At 61.2% G+C, this 16,880-nt stretch carries 19 protein-coding genes and 1 tRNA gene; 2 read left to right on the forward strand and 18 right to left on the reverse strand.

Annotation, left to right across the window (positions count from 1 at the left end; translation table 11 throughout):
* Positions 1-141 precede the first annotated feature (141 nt).
* From ACTQ4R_RS03840 to epsC, 5 genes are all read right to left on the reverse strand, one after another.
* A complete protein-coding gene (locus ACTQ4R_RS03840) occupies positions 142-279 on the reverse strand; it encodes a hypothetical protein (protein ID WP_441626031.1) in 138 nt (45 codons plus the stop codon).
* A 16-nt stretch (positions 280-295) separates the two neighbouring features.
* Positions 296-781, reverse strand: coding sequence for a GNAT family N-acetyltransferase (locus ACTQ4R_RS03845; RefSeq protein WP_441626033.1), 486 nt, complete (start codon positions 779-781; stop codon positions 296-298).
* Positions 782-794: 13 nt separating this feature from the next.
* The gene (locus ACTQ4R_RS03850; RefSeq protein ID WP_441626035.1) at positions 795-1,349 is read right to left on the reverse strand and encodes a helix-turn-helix domain-containing protein; all 555 of its coding nucleotides are present in this window, start codon (positions 1,347-1,349) and stop codon (positions 795-797) included.
* A 127-nt stretch (positions 1,350-1,476) separates the two neighbouring features.
* A complete protein-coding gene (cysS, locus tag ACTQ4R_RS03855) occupies positions 1,477-2,922 on the reverse strand; it encodes a cysteine--tRNA ligase (protein ID WP_441626037.1) in 1,446 nt (481 codons plus the stop codon).
* 1 nt (position 2,923) lies between these two features.
* The gene (epsC, locus tag ACTQ4R_RS03860; RefSeq protein ID WP_441626039.1) at positions 2,924-3,592 is read right to left on the reverse strand and encodes a serine O-acetyltransferase EpsC; all 669 of its coding nucleotides are present in this window, start codon (positions 3,590-3,592) and stop codon (positions 2,924-2,926) included.
* A gap of 911 nt (positions 3,593-4,503) precedes the next feature.
* On the opposite strand from epsC, the gene ACTQ4R_RS03865 reads away from it, so the two are divergent.
* Positions 4,504-5,214 carry a hypothetical protein gene (locus tag ACTQ4R_RS03865; protein WP_441626041.1) on the forward strand — a complete coding sequence of 237 codons (711 nt, stop codon included), beginning with the start codon at positions 4,504-4,506 and terminating at the stop codon, positions 5,212-5,214.
* 19 nt (positions 5,215-5,233) lie between these two features.
* On the opposite strand, the gene ACTQ4R_RS03870 is transcribed toward ACTQ4R_RS03865, so the two are convergent.
* The 13 genes from ACTQ4R_RS03870 to ACTQ4R_RS03930 form a co-directional block, all read right to left on the reverse strand.
* The gene (locus ACTQ4R_RS03870; RefSeq protein WP_441626043.1) at positions 5,234-5,713 is read right to left on the reverse strand and encodes a pyridoxamine 5'-phosphate oxidase family protein; all 480 of its coding nucleotides are present in this window, start codon (positions 5,711-5,713) and stop codon (positions 5,234-5,236) included.
* Positions 5,714-5,739: 26 nt separating this feature from the next.
* Positions 5,740-6,261, reverse strand: coding sequence for a CDP-diacylglycerol--glycerol-3-phosphate 3-phosphatidyltransferase (gene pgsA, locus ACTQ4R_RS03875; RefSeq protein WP_441626045.1), 522 nt, complete (start codon positions 6,259-6,261; stop codon positions 5,740-5,742).
* A gap of 29 nt (positions 6,262-6,290) precedes the next feature.
* Positions 6,291-7,613 carry a 30S ribosomal protein S12 methylthiotransferase RimO gene (gene rimO / locus ACTQ4R_RS03880; RefSeq protein ID WP_441626047.1) on the reverse strand — a complete coding sequence of 441 codons (1,323 nt, stop codon included), beginning with the start codon at positions 7,611-7,613 and terminating at the stop codon, positions 6,291-6,293.
* A 15-nt stretch (positions 7,614-7,628) separates the two neighbouring features.
* The gene (locus ACTQ4R_RS03885; protein WP_441626049.1) at positions 7,629-7,871 is read right to left on the reverse strand and encodes a helix-turn-helix domain-containing protein; all 243 of its coding nucleotides are present in this window, start codon (positions 7,869-7,871) and stop codon (positions 7,629-7,631) included.
* A gap of 329 nt (positions 7,872-8,200) precedes the next feature.
* A complete protein-coding gene (locus ACTQ4R_RS03890; RefSeq protein WP_441626051.1) occupies positions 8,201-8,821 on the reverse strand; it encodes a regulatory protein RecX in 621 nt (206 codons plus the stop codon).
* Entirely contained in the window at positions 8,811-9,917 is a 1,107-nt protein-coding gene (gene recA / locus ACTQ4R_RS03895; protein WP_441626053.1) for a recombinase RecA, read from the reverse strand. Before recA ends, ACTQ4R_RS03890 begins: the two co-directional genes overlap by 11 nt.
* Before the next feature lie 25 nt (positions 9,918-9,942).
* Positions 9,943-10,320: a hypothetical protein gene (locus tag ACTQ4R_RS03900; RefSeq protein WP_441626055.1), complete on the reverse strand. Its 378-nt coding sequence runs from the start codon at positions 10,318-10,320 to the stop codon at positions 9,943-9,945.
* Between the two features lies 1 nt (position 10,321).
* Positions 10,322-11,188 (reverse strand): peptide chain release factor N(5)-glutamine methyltransferase, encoded by an 867-nt coding sequence (gene prmC / locus ACTQ4R_RS03905; RefSeq protein WP_441626057.1) that lies wholly within the window; start codon positions 11,186-11,188, stop codon positions 10,322-10,324.
* A 28-nt stretch (positions 11,189-11,216) separates the two neighbouring features.
* Positions 11,217-12,188, reverse strand: coding sequence for a DUF1385 domain-containing protein (locus ACTQ4R_RS03910; protein WP_441626059.1), 972 nt, complete (start codon positions 12,186-12,188; stop codon positions 11,217-11,219).
* A 75-nt stretch (positions 12,189-12,263) separates the two neighbouring features.
* Positions 12,264-13,715 carry an ATP-binding protein gene (locus ACTQ4R_RS03915; RefSeq protein ID WP_441626061.1) on the reverse strand — a complete coding sequence of 484 codons (1,452 nt, stop codon included), beginning with the start codon at positions 13,713-13,715 and terminating at the stop codon, positions 12,264-12,266.
* Between the two features lie 31 nt (positions 13,716-13,746).
* Positions 13,747-14,541 carry an EcsC family protein gene (locus tag ACTQ4R_RS03920; RefSeq protein WP_441626063.1) on the reverse strand — a complete coding sequence of 265 codons (795 nt, stop codon included), beginning with the start codon at positions 14,539-14,541 and terminating at the stop codon, positions 13,747-13,749.
* The gene (locus ACTQ4R_RS03925) at positions 14,529-15,215 is read right to left on the reverse strand and encodes a response regulator transcription factor (protein WP_441626065.1); all 687 of its coding nucleotides are present in this window, start codon (positions 15,213-15,215) and stop codon (positions 14,529-14,531) included. Before ACTQ4R_RS03925 ends, ACTQ4R_RS03920 begins: the two co-directional genes overlap by 13 nt.
* Positions 15,216-15,236: 21 nt before the next feature.
* Positions 15,237-16,574, reverse strand: a complete 1,338-nt coding sequence (locus ACTQ4R_RS03930; protein WP_441626067.1) for an FG-GAP repeat domain-containing protein — start codon at positions 16,572-16,574, stop codon at positions 15,237-15,239.
* 193 nt (positions 16,575-16,767) lie between these two features.
* On the opposite strand from ACTQ4R_RS03930, the gene ACTQ4R_RS03935 reads away from it, so the two are divergent.
* Positions 16,768-16,853 (forward strand) — tRNA-Leu (locus tag ACTQ4R_RS03935).
* Positions 16,854-16,880: the final 27 nt, after the last annotated feature.

Here is a 16,880-nt window from a genome sequence, read left to right on the forward strand (position 1 = left end):
TACGATTCCGCGATCCAGTTTCCCTCGTTCCAGCATCTTTCATCACCCATGCTTATTTTACCATATAAATGCGATAAAGCCCAGCTATGCTGGACTTTTTCGACAGCCTGACATTCCCCGGCCATCTGGCCGGGGAATGTTTTACGTTTCTTTCCGTTTGGCGTCCGCCTTTTTCTTCAAGCGGGCGTCCACCCGCCTCAGCTCCTTGACACAAAGCCAACCCACCGCCGCCAGGATGCCCAGCCCTCCGGCCGGGCTGTCCTTTTTCTGTCCGCTCATGGTCCGCCCCGCTTTCTCAAAAGGTCAAGCGCATGCCGTACCACACCACGCCGCCATGGGTGGAAGCAGACACGCCCTCATTTTGAAAGCCGAATTTTTCATAGTAATGAATGAGCTTGTCCTTGCAGGTAAGGACGCAGCCCTTCCGTCCCTGGGCGCGGGCGTCGGCGATGACCCGCTCCAGCACCTGGCCGGCCAGCCCCCGCCTGCGGTACTGGGGCAGGGTGTTGACACCGAAGACCATCTGCCAGACGCCGTGCTCGTTGTGGAGGGAGGCGTCGGCGTACATCTCGTCCCGGAGGAGGGGCTCGTCCGTCACCAGGCCGTTGACAAAGCTCACCAGGGTGCCGTCATCCTCCTCCAGCAGCCAGAAGTGGTTGGGATACACCGCGAGGCGGGCGGCAAAGTCTTTTTCTGTGGCAGCCTCGGCGGCGGGAAAGCAGGCGCCCTCCACCGCCGCAACAGCGGCCAGGTCCGCCATGGAGGCAGTTCGGATACGCATGGGAAACACTTCCTTATTTCAAATAGCGGTAGCTCAGCAGCAGCCGGGCCGTGGAATTGGTCATGTTGGTAAACGCATAGGGCCGGTCCGCCGCGAACCGCAGGGCGTCCCGCTCCAGCAGCTGGAAGGGCTCCCCTTCCGCCGTCAGACTGACGGTGCCGGAGAGGACCGTGGCGTGGCACACGCAGCCGGGCACCGAGGGCTCCGGCGCATACCGGGCACTGATGTACAGGTCCAGGAAATAATTCTCCTGCCGGGTGGTATCGTCATAAGGGAAAGAGGGCCGCAGCACCGCCTTGCCGCCGTCCATCCGCACCGGCTTGGTGTCCAGCTCCCGCACCAGCTGCAGGGTCTGGAAATCGTCGTTTTCCAGCAGCACCTCCGCCGGCACCTTCAGCGCCGCCGCCAGCTTGCCCAGGATGGCCACAGAGGGGTTGGCCTCTCCCCGCTCGATCTGCCCCAGCATGCTGCGGGACACGCCGGACTCCGCCGCCAGCCGCTCCATGCTGAGCTTTTTGCTTTTGCGGATGCGCTTGATATTCTCCCCCACTGCCCGGGTCAGTTCCATGGGCGCTCCGTCCTTTCCCGAAAATCCGCCAGTATATTGTCTGGTTCGACTTTTATAGTACCCTGTTTTGCAATTTCTGTCAAGAAGAAGCGGGATGGCTTTGCCATCCCGCTTCTCGTTTTTTACGTTATACCCGCTTCCAGGAAGCGCCGTCCTTGGCGTCCACGATCTCGATGCCCTGGGCCTTCAGCTCGTCACGGATGCGGTCGGCCTCCGCGAAGTTTTTGGCCTTCTTGGCCTCGTAGCGCTGCATGACCAGCGCGTCGATGGCAGGGTCGCCCTCGCCGGTAACGGTGTAGCCACCCTGGGCGCTGGAGGCCGTCTGGGACGCCGCCTTCTCCCGCAGCTCCGCCGCCTTGGCAAGCAGGCTCAAGCTCAGCACCTGGTCGAAGCTGTCCAGAATGGCCAGCTTGGTGGCGTCGTTGGTTTTTGCCTTCAACACGTCGTACAGGGCGGTGACGCCCATGGAGGTGTTCAGATCGTTGCCCAACTGCTGGGTGAATTTCTCCTTGTATTCCTGGAACACAGCCTCGTCCACCTGGCCCTCGGGGGACAGCGCGGCGATCTTCTTCAGCAGTTTATTGTAGGCGCCCTGGGCGTTGTCCAGGTTCTCCCAGGAGAACACCAGCGCCTTTCGGTAGTGGCTCTGGAGGCAGAAGAACCGATAGGCCAGGGGGTCATAGCCCTTCTCCTCCAGCAGGGACACCGTCAAAAACTCACCCTTGGACTTGGACATCTTGCCGGTGGTGGTGTTCAGATGGTGCACGTGGAACCACTGGGGGCACCAGGGATGGCCCAGATAGCTCTCCGACTGGGCGATCTCGTTGGTGTGGTGGGGGAAGGCGTTGTCCACACCGCCGCAGTGGAGGTCCAGATATTCGCCGTTATACTTTAGGGAAATACCGGAGCACTCGATATGCCAGCCGGGATAGCCCACGCCCCAGGGAGAATCCCACTTCAAGGCCTGGTCCTCGAACTTGGACTTGGTGAACCACAGGACAAAGTCGTTTTTATTGCGCTTGTTGGTGTCTTCTTCCACGCCCTCCCGGACGCCCACGGCCAAGTCCTCCTCGTCGTGGTCGTTGAACACATAGTAGCGGCCCAGCTTGGAGGTGTCGAAATACACGTTGCCGCCGGCGAAGTAGGCGTAGCCGGTGTCCTGCAGCTTCTGCACGATCTTGATGAAATCGTCAATGAGGCCCGTGGCGGGCTGGACCACGTCGGGACGCTTGATGTTCAGCTTCCGGCAGTCCTCAAAGAAGGCGTCCGTATAGAACTGGGCGATCTCCATGACCGACTTGTGCTCCCGCTTGGCGCCCTTGAGCATCTTATCCTCGCCCTCGTCAGCGTCGGAGGTCAAGTGGCCCACGTCGGTGATGTTCATGACGCGGTTCACGTCATAGCCGGCGTAGCGCAGGTACTTTTCCAGCACGTCCTCCATGATATAGGAGCGCAGGTTGCCGATGTGGGCGAAGTGATACACCGTGGGGCCGCAGGTGTACATCTCCACATGGCCGGGGGTATGGGTCTTGAATTCCTCTTTTTTGTGGGTGGCGGAGTTGTAAAGATACATATCAGGCAGTCCTCTCTTTCGTATGCTTTTGTTCGTTCAGTTGACGCTCCAGCTCCCCGATGCGCTCCGCCAGGCTGTTGATCTCCTGGCGCACCGGGTCTTCCATGTTGATCTGGTCCACATCGTCGGCGTAGTACACGGGCTTTCCGGCCATGCGGACAATGCGGGCCGGCACGCCCACGGCGGTGGCGTTGGCCGGGACCTCGCTGAGGACCACGGCGCCGGCGGCGATGCGGGCGTTGTCTCCCACGGTGAAGGGACCCAGCACCTTGGCGCCGGAGCCCACCAGCACGTTATTGCCCAGGGTAGGGTGGCGCTTGCCCTTATCCTTGCCGGTTCCGCCCAGGGTCACGCCCTGGTACAGCAGGCAGTCATCGCCGATCTCAGCGGTCTCGCCGATGACGATGCCCATGCCGTGGTCAATGACCAGGCGGTGGCCGATGGTGGCGCCGGGGTGGATCTCGATGCCGGTCCAGAAGCGGTTCCACTGGGAGACGCACCGGGCCAGGAAAAACCAGCGGTGGCGGTACATCCAATGGGCCAGGCGATGGTAAATAACGGCGTGGACGCCGGGGTACAGCAAAAAGATCTCCAGCTTGCTGCGGGCCGCGGGGTCGCGGCGCTGGTAAGCGGCCAGCAGGCCGCCCAAACGGGTAACGCGCTTTGTCATATTGGGTTGCTCCTTTTTCACAAAATCAAGATTTTGCCGGAGCGGGACGGCTGCCCGTCACAGGCAACATCGGCAGCTGTCATAGTGAGTCATCATACCAGTTCTCATACAGGGTCCTCCATCGGCAAAACAAAAACGCCTCCCGCGCCCACCAGGGCACAAGAGGCGTACAATTACGCGGTTCCACTCTTGCATTCGCTCATGCCGGCCAGACAGCCGGACAGCCCGATAACGGCGGCCACACCGGGGGCCATTACGCCCCGCGCTCCCGGATGCACTTCGCAGCTTCCTCCGTGGGCACGCTTACAGCCGGTGGCGCGCCCTCTCTGTCCTTTGGTCGAGCTGTTACTCTTTCCGTTCCTCGCGCAGTTTGGATTACCATAGTATATTAGCAGGAATTGTCCGGTGTGTCAAGACTGAACTGCTTTCGGCTATATTAAATCTGGTGTGGATGGAGGGTCAGAAACATATCCCAACTGTTGTAAGATTTGGTGTTGATAGAATATCCCTCTGAACAAATCTCTGTTTTGGTTTTTGGCTGACGATAATTCCCGTGTCTGTGGTCTAAAGGCCCATAGGACGGGCCACAGATGCCCGGTGCTCCATCGTTAGACGGGACTCTCACTGGAATATCATCAGCTCATTGTTCGGACTTGCAGCCACACTATTTTCTTTCTTGTGTATTTGAAAAATTTCCCCGAAAACAACACCAGATTTTAGATAGCCCTGCTTTCGCGGCGGGCAGACTATCGGTATTCTTCTGTAAAGGAGGGGTCCTCCTGGTCTGCCTGCGGCGCTTTTTCCGCTGTTTCTGCCTTGCGCTTCTGCTGGTCTGGCTGCTCCAGACCGCCTGGGCCCACCGGCATCCTCCTTACGCCTGTGGGGGACCCTCCGCTGCGCTTGGTCCGCTTTTGGACAGCGGCACGCTGTCCGAGGAGACGTACGGCCTCCTCACGGCGGAGAGCGGCCTTTCTCCCCTGGCGGTCCAACAGCTGCTGTCACAGGGACGGGCAGAAGAGATCCTCTCCTGCCAGCAGGCCCTGCATACTCCGCCGGAGGCGACCTGCCGGGCACTTCTCCCCTTCCGCGTCACCTGTGAGGAACGCTCCGCCGCCGTCCCACTGGCGCCCTTGGAGCCGGGAGACCTGCTCATCACCTTCTCCACCCACACGCTGGGCTGGCGCCACGGCCACGCCGCTCTGGTCATCGACAGTGAGACCGTGCTGGAGGCCGCCATGCCGGGCGTACCCAGCGGCCTTGCGCCTCTGGACAGCTGGCGCACCTATCCCACCTTGCTGGTGCTGCGGGTCAAATCCGCCTCCCCGGAGCAGCGGACAGCGGCAGTGGAGCTGGCGCTCCGGGACCTGCGGGATGTGCCCTACGGGTTTTCCAGCGGACTTTTGGGGGAAAAGGCCGCGCAGCCGCCGCTGTCCTCCGTTCAGTGCGCGTACCTGCCCTGGTACGCCTGGTTTGCCCAGGGCTTTGACCTGGACAGCGACGGCGGACGGCTGGTGACGGTGGCGGATCTGGCGGCTTCTCCTCTGCTGGAGGTGGTACAGGCATGGGGCATGGACCCGGCCCGCTTTTCCGGCCGCTGGGCAGAGGAACAGCCGCCGGTGTAGCCGGCGGCTGTTCTTGCCATTATTTTTTCACCAGCTCCATGGCGGTCTTGCCCGTCATATGCTCAATGGTAACTTCCACGATACTGACATTCTTCAGAGCATGCTCCGCCTTTTGACGGGTTTGCTCCAAATGACCGGGATAGTATTTTTCGCACAGCTCCACCAGAGGCCGCAGCTTCTCCGCACCCTCCAGAACTCTGGCCCGGCCAAAGGCAATCACGCTCCTAAAATACGTGGTATACTCCTCGCCCACCACCTGGTCCTGGTCAATGACGCAGAAGGAGACCTTGTCATCCTTCAAAATGCTGTCCAGCTTATGGCCTGCCCCGGCACAGTGGAAATAGAGCTTGGAATCCAGATATACATAGCTCAGCGGCACTCCGTATGGATATCCATCATCACCGTTGAGCGACAGCACGCCGGAGGTGTTGCGCTTGAGAATCTCCGCGGTCTCCTCAGCGGTCAGCGCCTGCATTTTTCTGCGCATTTCACGAAACATCCGTTACCCTTCCTTTCCACGTTTGCTCACGCGGACTGAATAACGTCCTTATTCTTCATGAAATACTCCACGCCGGAGTAGAGGGTGGTCAGCGTGATGACCCAGACGCAGAGGGTGTTCACCACGGCGGGGATGGGCAGGAACATCAGCACCACGCACACCATGGTGGCGGCGGTTTTCACCTTGCCGGACCAGCCGGCGGCGATGACCCGGCCCTTGTCGGCGGCGATCATCCGAAGGCCGCTGACGGCAAACTCCCGGCAGATGACAATGAGCAGCGCCCAGGCGGGCATCTGGCCGATCTCCACGAACCACAGCATGGCGGCGGTCACCAGCATCTTGTCCGCCAGGGGGTCGGCGAACTTGCCGAAGTCCGTCACCAGGTTGTACTTCCGGGCGATCTTGCCGTCCAGCATGTCCGTCAAGCTGGCAATGATAAAGATGGCCAGGGCCACCCAGGAGGCGCCGGGAAAGCCCCAATACAGCACCACCATAAACGCAGGAATCAATATAATGCGCAAAAGAGTTAATTTATTAGGCAAATTCATTGTTTTGTCCTTTCCGCGGCTCCGCCGTCTCAAACCATCTCGCCGGTCAGCTCGCCGTCCATGGTGCCGGTGAGGCGGACCTCCACGAACGAGCCGGGAGCCACTTCATCGTCGGCGGTGAAGTAAATGCGGCCGTCAATGTCCGGAGATTCCGCGTAGCTGCGGCCAAAGAACATCTGGGCCTGTCCGTCAAAGCCCTCGCACAGGACCTCCCGGGTCTCGCCCAGGAGGGATTCGTTGTAGGCGTCGATAATGTCGGACTGCACGTCCACCAGCAGCTCCGCCCGGCGGCGGGCCTCCTCCGTGTCCACGTGGTCCATCTGGGCGGCGCGGGTGCCCTCCTCGGGAGAGAAGGGAAAGACGCCGGCCCGCTCGATCTTCATCTCCCGCAGGAACTGGCACAGCTCCTCAAAGGCCGCCTCATCCTCATAGGGCAGGCCGGAGATGATGCTGGTCCGCAGCACCAGGCCGGGAATACGCGCCCGGAGCTTCGTCAGCATGGCTGTGAGGCTGGCCTTGGTATCCCGGCGGTTCATGGCCTTCAAAATGGTGTCATTGCAATGCTGGATGGGAATATCCAGATAGGGCAGGATCTTGGGCTCCGCCGCGATGGTGTCGATGAGCTCGTCGGTGATCTCGTCGGGATAGAGGTAGTGGAGGCGGATCCAGTGGAAGTCCAGCTTACACAGCTCCCGCAGGAGCTTTGCCAGCTGGTGCTCGCCGTTGAGATCCGTACCGTAACGGGTGATGTCCTGGGCAATGACCAGCAGCTCCTGCACGCCGGCGGAGGCCAGCTCCGCCGCCTCGTCCAGCAGCTCGTCCATGGGACGGCTGCGGAATTTGCCCCGGAGGGACGGGATGATGCAGTAGGCGCAGTGGTTGTCGCAGCCCTCGGCGATGCGCAGGTAAGCGTACCAGGGGGGCGTGGACAAAATGCGCTCACCGCTTTGGTTGGCGGTGTGGATGTTGCCGATGTGGCAGGGGCGCAGGCCCTTGGCCATCACCTCGTCAATGGCCTGGGCAATGTCGCCGTAGCTGCCGGTGCCCAGGACGCCGTCCACCTCCGGCAGCTCCTTCAAAACATCCTCCTTGTACCGCTGGGCCATGCAGCCGGTGACCAGGAGCTTTTTCACCTTGCCGTCCTTTTTCAGCTGGGCCATCTCCAGGATGTTGTCGATGGCCTCCTCGCAGGCGGAGGCCAGGAAGCCGCAGGTGTTTACCACCACCACGTCGGCCCCCTCCGGGTCGATTTGGATGCTGTGGCCGGCGGCCTGGACCGCGGCCATCATCTGCTCGCAGTTCACCTGGTTTTTGGCACAGCCCAGGGAAATGAATGACACGTTATAGCTCAAAGTGGTTTCCTCCGTTTATTCAAGTGGTCCGCCCCGCCAGGTGGGGTCATCGGTGATGCCCAGCAGGTAGTCCGTGGAGACATGGAAGTATTCGGCCAGGGTGACCAGCCGTGCCAGACTGGTCCCGGACTTTCCATTTTCCATGTCTCCAATTTGTGTATTACTGGTTCCCAGCAGCTTCGCTACATCTGCCAGCACCATATTATGTTCTTTCCGCAATTTTCGCAAGCGTTCGCCAAATATTTCTAAATGCAGCATAGAAACCTCTTGATTTTTCAGATTAAATCTGATATTATAAAATCAGATTTAATCTGAATTTTGTATGGATATTGGAGGACCACTATGAACCAATTTCTCGATGACCTGCACTTTTTCTGCACCGAGCACCTTGCTCCGCCGGAAGACGCATCATACAGGGCCGGCATGGACACCCTCTGCGGGATGGAGGCGCAAATTGAACGCGCCCTGGGCAAAGACTTTTTCCGGCGCTATGACGAGCTCAGCTATCAGATGCGGCAGTGGGAAGCTCTGGAATCCTTCCGGGCGGGTCTGCGCTTCGGTGCGGACTTCGCCGGGGAGGTCTGGGGTCAATCCTCCCAGGTCTCCTCCCCCAGCCGCGCCCAGGCGGCTTTCACATCGCCCCAGGAAAAGCCGCGGCGCAGCAGGGCGTCCGTCAAGCGCTTTTTCTCCTTTTCCTCCGGCGCTCGGCCGTGAAGCTTGCCCGCCAAAAAGCGGTCCACCGCCTCCGCGCTGTCCGGCAGAGTGTCCAGGGCGTCGTCCCACAGCTCCCGGGGAACGCCCTTTTCGTAGAGCTTTTCCCGGACCCGAGCGGGGCCGTAGCCCTGGCGGGCACAGTGCTGGGCCAGCAAGGCGGCGTACTCGGCGTCGTTGATGGCGCCGATGGCCTCCAGCCATTCGGCGGCGTAGCGGGCCTCCGCCTCGCTGGCGCCCTTTTCTTTCAGCTTTTTTTCCAACACGGCGCGGCTCATGGCCCGCTTGCCGATGAGGTCCGCCGCCGCGGCCTTCACATTGGACACACCGGCGGCCTCCTTCAAGTGGGCAAGGGCAGTCTCATCCAGCCGGTCCCCTGCCCGCAGGCCGAAGTCCAGCAGCTCCTGCTCCGTGATCTTCAAGCAGGCGCCGTCCTCCAGAAACACCAGCACCCGGCCCCGTTTATGCTTGGATGCCTCGATGCGCTCAATCCGCATCGTCGAAATCGTCGGCACTCACATCCACGGCACGGCCGGCGGCCTTGGCGGCCACCCGGGACTGGCCGGTCATCAGCTTGTCAAAATTCTTGCGGATATCCGCTTCCAGCTTGGCGGCGATCTCCGGATTGTCCTGGAGGTACTTCTTGGCGGCGTCCCGGCCCTGGCCGATGCGGACCTCCCCCATGGAGAACCAGGAGCCGGACTTCTGGACCAGGTCCAGCTTCACACCCAGGTCAATGAGCTCGCCGGTGCGGGCAATGCCCTCGCCGTACATGATGTCGAACTCCGCCTCCCGGAAGGGGGGCGCCACCTTGTTTTTCACCACCTTGGCCCGGGTACGGTTGCCGATGATCTCGCTGCCGTTTTTCAGCGCTTCGATACGGCGCACATCGATGCGGACGGAGGCGTAGAACTTCAAGGCCCGGCCGCCGGTAGTGACCTCGGGGTTGCCGTACATGACGCCCACCTTTTCCCGCAGCTGGTTGATGAAAATAACGATGGTGTTGGTCTTGCCGATGGCGCCGGTGAGCTTGCGCAGGGCCTGGCTCATCAGCCGTGCCTGGAGGCCCACATAGCTGTCGCCCATCTCACCCTCGATCTCCGCCCGGGGCACCAGGGCGGCAACGGAGTCCACCACGATGACGTCAATGGCGCCGGAGCGGACCAGAGCCTCGGTGATCTCCAGGGCCTGCTCGCCGGTGTCCGGCTGGGAGATGAGCATATCCTCCACATTGACGCCCAAAGCCCGGGCGTACGTGGGGTCCAGAGCGTGCTCAGCGTCCACAAAGGCCACCTCGCCGCCCCGCTTCTGAGCCTCCGCCACCACATGGAGGGCCAGGGTGGTCTTACCGGAGGACTCCGGTCCGTAGATCTCCACGATGCGGCCCTTGGGCAATCCGCCGATGCCCAAAGCCACGTCCAGGGCCAGGGAGCCGGTAGGAATGAAATCCACATTCAGGTTCGTCTGGTCGCCGAAGCGCATGATGGAGCCCTTGCCGTACATTTTCTCGATCTGGGCCATGGCGGTGTCGATTGCTTTCTTTTTATCACTGGCGGGTGCCGCGGTGGGCAGGGGCGCTTTGTCTTTTGCCATATGTGTTTCCTCCTAAATCTATATATCAATCTATATCGGTTTCTTCCGTCAATTCTCTTGTCCTTTGATAAAAGCCCCAGCAAAGGAAGCCGAAAAGCATGATGCCGTACACGGCAGTCGCCAGCAGGGCAGGCAATTGGTCCCACGCCGGGTCCCAGAGGGCGTAGTCCGAAGGTCCGCCGAGGACGGCGTCAAAATACCAAGCGGTTTTCCAGGCCAGCAACAGCGACAGTGCCGTCAGTCCATAGGCTGTACCGCGTAATTTCCGGTTTTTTCGGTGAACACCCCGGACCATCAGTCCCCAGTCCGCCGCCAGCAGCGCCAGCCACAGCAGAAGCAGCAGAAGCGCTCTGGGACTTCCAGTCGCTTCCATATACATCCACAGTCCTACCAGCGCGTCCATCTCAAATCTCCGTGCACAGTGTCCCGTAAACCACCCGGGGGATATCGTGAAGGTCCTTGACGATCTGGATGTCGCCGAAGCCCTGGGAGCGCATGATGCGCAGCACCTCGTCCGCCTGGCCGATGCCGACCTCAAAATACAGCCGGCCGCCGGGGACCAGGGCCTCCTTCCACTTTTCGGAAATGGCCCGGTAGAAGTCCAGGCCGTCCTCGCCGCCGTCCAGGGCCATGTGGGGCTCGTAGTCCTTCACGGACACATCCAGCCCCGCAATATCCCCGGCGGGGATGTAGGGCGGGTTGGAGACGATGCACTGGAACTCCCCCAGGGACCGGTCCGGCTTTTCCAGGGCGTTGACCTGCATGGGCACCACCCTGGCGGTCAAGCCGTTGCGGCGGATGTTCTGGCGGCAGATCTTCAGCGCGCCGTCGGACCACTCTCCCAGCACCACCCGGGCCTTGGGCGCCTGGGACGCCGCCGCCAGGCCGATGCAGCCGCTGCCGGCGCACAGGTCCAGCACCCGGCACTCTCCCAACGTCTTGATGTATTCAATGGCCTGTCCCGCCAGAACCTCCGTGTCGGGCCGGGGGATGAGCACGTCGGGGGAGATGTCCAGCGGCAGGCCGTAAAACTCCCACTCGCCGATGAGATAGGCCACCGGCTCTCCCGCCAGATGGCGGGCCACCAGGTCCCGGACCCGGCTCTCCAGCTCCGGGGAGGCGTACAGCCCACCGTCCCGCTGGAGCTGCTCCCGGCTCTTGCCGGTGCCGAAGCATACCAGCTCCCGGGCCTCCAGGGAGGCTTCCTCAATGCCGGCCTGCCGCAGCTGCTGGCGAATATCCAAATACAAATTGTTATATGTGATGGCCATAGTACACTCCGCAATCAGTTTTTGGGGCTTACCACTCGTCCTTCCCCTTCTCACTGGGCAGCACCAGCTCCAGGGAGCGGATAGCGACTTCGATCATGCTGTCGTCCGGCTCGTTGGTGGTGAAGTTCTGCATCCACATGCCGGGAGCCGTCAGGACTCTGGCAAGACCGCTGTCCTGCACATGGCGGCCCACCCAGCGGTTGAACTCATAGGTGATGCCCACCACCAGGGGAAGCAGCAGCAGGTGGACCGCTGTCCGCAGCAGGGCATTGGTGATGGGCCAGATGCCGAACACCACGCTGGAGATGAGGATGGACACGAAGATGACCACGAACAAAAAGCTTGTGCCGCAGCGGGGATGGTGCCGGGGCTGCACCCGGACATTCTCCACCGTCAAGGGCAGGCCCGCCTCATAGCAGAAAATGGTTTTGTGCTCGGCGCCGTGGTACTGGAACACCCGGTAAATATCCTTTTGCCGGGAGCAGAAAAAGAGGTACAGCAGGAAAATGGCGATCTTCAAAAGGCCCTCCAGCAGGTTCCGGCCCCACATGGGGAAGCCGGGGAAAAAGTGGGTCAGGCCGCCGGTGAGGAAGGTGGGCAGCGCCATGAACAAAAAGAGGCTCATTCCCACGCCCAATACCACCGCCAGAGCCACCACCGCGCTCTCCAGTTTTTTGCTGCTGAGGTGCTTTTCCAGCCACAGCTCGAATTTGGAGGGCTGGGCCGCCTCCTCGTCGGGATAAAAATCCGCGGAGTACATGAGGGCCTTGACGCCCTTGACCATGGAGTCCAGGAAGTTGACGGTGCCTCGCACCAGCGGCCAGCCCAGGATGGGATAGCGGTCCTTGATGAGCTTCAGCTCCTCCACCTTTTCCACCAGGCTGCCGTCCTGGTCCCGGACCACAATGGCCTGCTTTTCCGGGCCCCGCATCAGGATGCCCTCAATGAGCGCCTGTCCGCCGATGCTGGTGCGGAAGGCGCAGGATTTATTCTCTGCCATGGGAATTCCTTTCTATCATTAAAATCATATCACACTTGCCTGCAATATGCAAACATTTGTTCTATTTTTCCCGGTTCAATTTTCTTTCAGCGGCAGCTTGATGGTGACCACCGCGCCGCCGCCCTCGGCGTTGCCGATGTCAAAGGTGCCGCCGTGGAGGTTCACGATCTCGTCACACACGGCAAGGCCGATGCCGCTTCCCCGGGCCTTGGAGGAGCCCTTGTAAAATTTCTGCTTCACGTAGGGCAGCTCCGCCTCGGGGATGCCGGGGCCGTAGTCCCGGACACGGATGGCCGCCATGTCCCCCTCCCGGGAGACGGCGGCGGAGATGCGCTTGCCGGCGCCGCCGTGCTTGGCGGCGTTGTCCAGCACGTTGCAGAACACCTGCTTCAGCCGCTCCGGGTCGCCAGAGATGGGCGGCAGCATCTGGTCCTCGGCGCTGTACTCCAGCTCGATGCCCTCCTGTCGGAACAGCTCCCGGTAGGTGAAGATGGCGTCCTCAAACTCCGCCTGCAGGTCCACCTGCTCCACCCGGAGGGTAAAGCGGCCGTCCTCCATTTTGGAAAACTCCAGCAGCTCCTCCACCATGGTGGAAAGGCGGCGGGATTCGTTCAAGATGATGCGGATGCCCCGCCGCAGCTGCTCCGGATCGCCGATGGGGTCCTCCAGAATGGTCTCGCCCCAGCCGTTGATGGCGGTGAGGGGCGTGCGCAGCTCGTGGGACACGGAGGAGATGAACTCACTCTTCATTTTCTCGTTCTGGCCGATCTTCAAGGACATGTCGTTGATGTTGTCCACCAGCTCGCCCAGCTCGTCGGTGTACTTGTTTTCGATCTGGATACCGTAGCTGCCGGCGGAGATGCGCTTGGCCGCGTCAGTGACCACCGCCACCGGCTCCACCACGTTGTTGATGAACAGCAGGTTCGCGATGACGACCATGGTCATGCAGATGCCCGCCACCAGGAAGATGGCGGCAACGGCAATGAGGATCTGCCGGTTCACCGCCCGCAGGGAGGTCACCAGCCGCAGCACGCCCACCACCTTGCCGCTGTATACCAGCGGTGCCGAGACCGCCATGATGCTCTCTCCCGTCTCCGGGTCCCGGCCCTGGAACACGGCGGATTCCTTCTGGCTGATGGCCCGGCTGATCTCATCCGTGCCGGGCTTGGCGCCGGTTTTCAAGCTGGAGGTGGAGGATACCTGGACGCGGCCGGCGCTGTTGATGAACTGCAGCTCGATGCGGTCCTTGTCCGTGAAGTTCGTGGTGGCCTGGGTGGCCCGCTGAAGATACTCCGTATAGCCGTTGTCCATGAAATAGTCGTTGAACGCACCGGCCTCCGCCCGGGCCTGCTTTTCCAGGCCGTCCTGCATGGTGCCGTAGTAGTAGCTGGAAATGCCGGCGGAGAACAGCGCCACCAGCAGCCCCAACAGAATGAGGATGGGCATGATGCTGTTGACGATCCACCGCTGCCGCAGGCCGCGTATCCGCAGCGCCCGGCCCCGGGCGCCCCGTTCTTCCTCTGCCATGGCGTTTCTCCGCCTCCTTCCTCCGCGCCGCTTATCCGCCGGTGCGCCGGCGGATGAGGAACCGCTTTTGATATTTGATGGCCGCGTACTGCTGCACCCGCCGCAGGCACACCGCGTCCTTGGCGCCGCCCGCCGCGCCGGCCACCGGGATATTCTGCAGGAACTTGCCGTAGGCCACCGCTTGGGACAGCTTCCGGGCGGCGGCGCGGATGCACGCCTCCAGCTCCGGTTGGTCCGGCCAGCGGTCCGTCTGCAAAAATTCGTTGATCCGGCGGTCGCCCTCCCGCAGCTCCGCTCCGCCGGAAAGGGCCGTTTCGATGAGCCGCAGGGCAAATATTTTTTCTTTCTCCTCGTCACAGGGGAAGCCGAAGGTCTCCGCCGTTTCGTAAATGCTCTTCAGCAGTAATCCTGTAAACAGCGGGATATCCGGCAGCGCCACGCCGAAAAAGCCCATGCCCACACCGGCGGCGCCGGACAGGGCCACATTCCCCCGGCCAGCCGCGGCCGCGGCTTTGCGGAAGGCGCGCAGGTTTCTCCGGCTCTCCCGCCGGTCCGCCAGATACGCGCGGATCATATAATCCTGCTTCCGGCTCTCCTGCCGTCCCGCCTTCCGAATAACGGTGTCGCCCTTTTTGAACACCACCTCAAAGGCCTTCACGAAGGCCCCATGGATGGTCTCCCGCAGGGCGGGCGGGATCTTCGCATCCAGCTTCCGCTCCAAGGCGGTCTCCGCCGGCGTTTCATACCGCTCCAGAAACCGCTGCTCCCGCTGCCAGACCTGCCGGTACTCCTTTGTCCAGGCGGATTCCCGCTTTAAAAGCCCCATTTGTATCCGTAGCCCCAGACGGTGGTGATGTAGGTGGGATTCTGCACGTTGTCCTCGATCTTCAGCCGCAGGCGGCGGATGTTCACATCCACGATCTTCAGCTCACCGAAATAATCCCGGCCCCACACCATGTCCAAAATCTCCTCCCGGGACAGTGCCTTGCCGGGATTTTCCATAAACACCTTCATGATGGAGTACTCCACCTGGGTCAGCTTGATGCGCTGGCCGTTTTTCTCCAGCGTCCGGTTGCGGGTGTTCAGCAGGAAGGGCGGCTGGCGGATCTCGCCGGAGGATACCGGCTCCTCGCCGCCGGCCCGGCGGAACAGGGCGTCCACCCGGGCGGTGAGCTCCGCCGGGGAGAAGGGCTTTGTCACATAGTCGTCAGCGCCGGTCATGAGGCCTGTCACCTTGTCCATCTCCTGGGAGCGGGCGGTGAGCATGATGATGCCGATCTTTGTATTGGTGGCCCGGATGCGGCGGCAGACCTCAAAGCCGTCAATGCCGGGCAGCATGATGTCCAGCAGTGCCACCTTGGTGTCGGGATGCTCCTTCAGCCGATCCAAGGCTTCCTCGCCGCTTTCTGCCTCGATGACGTCGTATCCCGCCCGGCGCAGGTTGATGACGATAAAGCTGCGGATGCTGGATTCATCCTCCAAAACCAAAACTTTTTTCATGGTCCATCCTTTCTGTCTCCGTCAGTTATCTCCGTACATCCACTCTTTGGTAATGAGATTGAACGCCGCCCGGACCTCGTCCTCCGTCATGCCCAGGCTCCATCCGTTGTTGCCCTCCAGCAGCTCCGCCGTATAGGTAGTCTCTGCCTGGCGGCTGAGGGTGAAGCGGCTGCCGCGTACCGCCTTGATGCCGCGGCTGCTGCCGGTGATGGCGGTGATTTGCAGGAACGGCTGCGCCTGTGCGTCTCCCAGCCGGTAAAAGGTCACACTGGCCTCATCCGGCAAAACGCTCCGGGCCACGGTGATCTGCCCGTTCCATTCCTCCGGCAGCAGGAAGTACCAGCCGTCCTCCATGTCGTGGTAGGTGCTCAAAACGCTTCTGGGCTCGCCCTGGCTGTTATAGCTGCGCCAGTCGATACGCTGGTATACCTCCGCATCCTCATTGCCGCGGTCCGGCAGGTTCACAGGGCACGGCACCTCCGTGATGCCGTCGCCGTTGATGTCCGTGGGATACAGGGACCGGAAGGCGGAGATCACGCTGGACACGCCCGTGGCGTCCGACAATGCCACATTGATAAGGTCCCCGTTGCGAATGGTCAAAATATCCGTGATGGTCCAGGCGGACTCCTCCACGCCGGTGACAAACAGCGCCGGCACGTCGTCCTCCAGTGTGCCGCTGGTCAAGCGTCCCTGCTGGCTCAGCTCCGCCATGGTGATGGAGATGCGGGCGGAGGAGCGCAGCTGCAGCTCGCCGTTTTGCCAGGTGTAATAATCCGCCACGCTGCCGCTTTCGTCCACGGCCCGCAGCACCACCAGTTCCTGGGTCTGGTCCTGGTTCAGATTCGTGACGGCATAGCGGACATAGTTGGTCCGCAGCAGCTCCACGGCCCCGCCGTTCCCCACGGTGTACACCACCAGCGCCAGCAGGTCCGTGGTGACCCGCCAGCCCACAATGAGCTCCGTATGGCCATCCGCGTTCAAGTCGCTGTATGAAATGCTGTAAATGCTGGTGCCGCTGCTTTCGATGAGGGCTGTCTGGCGGTAGCTCTCTCCGTCAGCCGAGAAAATGCAGATCTTCAGAGGCTTTTCATCGGAGGCGTTGCGGAAAAAGGCCACCGCCTCCTCCTGCCCGTCGCCGTCCAGGTCCTCCAGCTGTACCGGCTGAATGTTCCGCCCGGAGGTGGGCGCGGCATATTCTGCGCCTTCCGCCAGAATCGCGTTGATTTCACTGTCCAGCGCCGTGTACTCCGCCGGCAGCTTCGGCAGGCAGTAGAGCTCCTGCGGCGAGAGGGCCAGGTCACAGCCGCAGGTCAAAATTGCCGTCAAGGCCAGTATCCATGCGGCCAATATTTTTTTCATCCGCCCGCCTCCTTTCCCGCCAAGGCATAAAACCGCATAATTAACTGATATATAATACCACGTTTCCCCTTTTTTGTGTAGGCTTTTCTTCCGAATTTCCCTCTATTTAACGGTCTGTTCATTTTTTATCCATTCGTGAAATCTCCTCTTGAATTTTGCCGCGGCTTCTTGTATAATGTGCAGGTACATGAATGCCGGTGTGATGGAATGGTAGACGTGACGGACTCAAAATCCGTTGGTGGCGACACCGTGTGGGTTCGAGTCCCACCACCGGCACCATATGAACGCCACCCATGTTTCGAACTT

Source organism: Dysosmobacter sp. Sow4_B12 (assembly GCF_052116665.1).
Classification (GTDB): domain Bacteria; phylum Bacillota; class Clostridia; order Oscillospirales; family Oscillospiraceae; genus Oscillibacter.

Bases quoted from the DNA above. Each gene is read 5' to 3' on its own strand.
- ACTQ4R_RS03840 (WP_441626031.1), bottom strand. From the start codon at position 279: ATGAGCGGACAGAAAAAGGACAGCCCGGCCGGAGGGCTGGGCATCCTG.
- ACTQ4R_RS03845 (WP_441626033.1), bottom strand. From the start codon at position 781: ATGCGTATCCGAACTGCCTCCATGGCGGACCTGGCCGCTGTTGCGGCG.
- ACTQ4R_RS03850 (WP_441626035.1), bottom strand. From the start codon at position 1,349: ATGGAACTGACCCGGGCAGTGGGGGAGAATATCAAGCGCATCCGCAAA.
- cysS (WP_441626037.1), bottom strand. From the start codon at position 2,922: ATGTATCTTTACAACTCCGCCACCCACAAAAAAGAGGAATTCAAGACC.
- epsC (WP_441626039.1), bottom strand. From the start codon at position 3,592: ATGACAAAGCGCGTTACCCGTTTGGGCGGCCTGCTGGCCGCTTACCAG.
- ACTQ4R_RS03870 (WP_441626043.1), bottom strand. From the start codon at position 5,713: ATGTTTCGTGAAATGCGCAGAAAAATGCAGGCGCTGACCGCTGAGGAG.
- pgsA (WP_441626045.1), bottom strand. From the start codon at position 6,261: ATGAATTTGCCTAATAAATTAACTCTTTTGCGCATTATATTGATTCCT.
- ACTQ4R_RS03885 (WP_441626049.1), bottom strand. From the start codon at position 7,871: ATGCTGCATTTAGAAATATTTGGCGAACGCTTGCGAAAATTGCGGAAA.
- ACTQ4R_RS03890 (WP_441626051.1), bottom strand. From the start codon at position 8,821: ATGCGGATTGAGCGCATCGAGGCATCCAAGCATAAACGGGGCCGGGTG.
- recA (WP_441626053.1), bottom strand. From the start codon at position 9,917: ATGGCAAAAGACAAAGCGCCCCTGCCCACCGCGGCACCCGCCAGTGAT.
- ACTQ4R_RS03900 (WP_441626055.1), bottom strand. From the start codon at position 10,320: ATGGACGCGCTGGTAGGACTGTGGATGTATATGGAAGCGACTGGAAGT.
- prmC (WP_441626057.1), bottom strand. From the start codon at position 11,188: ATGGCCATCACATATAACAATTTGTATTTGGATATTCGCCAGCAGCTG.
- ACTQ4R_RS03910 (WP_441626059.1), bottom strand. From the start codon at position 12,188: ATGGCAGAGAATAAATCCTGCGCCTTCCGCACCAGCATCGGCGGACAG.
- ACTQ4R_RS03915 (WP_441626061.1), bottom strand. From the start codon at position 13,715: ATGGCAGAGGAAGAACGGGGCGCCCGGGGCCGGGCGCTGCGGATACGC.
- ACTQ4R_RS03920 (WP_441626063.1), bottom strand. From the start codon at position 14,541: ATGGGGCTTTTAAAGCGGGAATCCGCCTGGACAAAGGAGTACCGGCAG.
- ACTQ4R_RS03925 (WP_441626065.1), bottom strand. From the start codon at position 15,215: ATGAAAAAAGTTTTGGTTTTGGAGGATGAATCCAGCATCCGCAGCTTT.
- ACTQ4R_RS03930 (WP_441626067.1), bottom strand. From the start codon at position 16,574: ATGAAAAAAATATTGGCCGCATGGATACTGGCCTTGACGGCAATTTTG.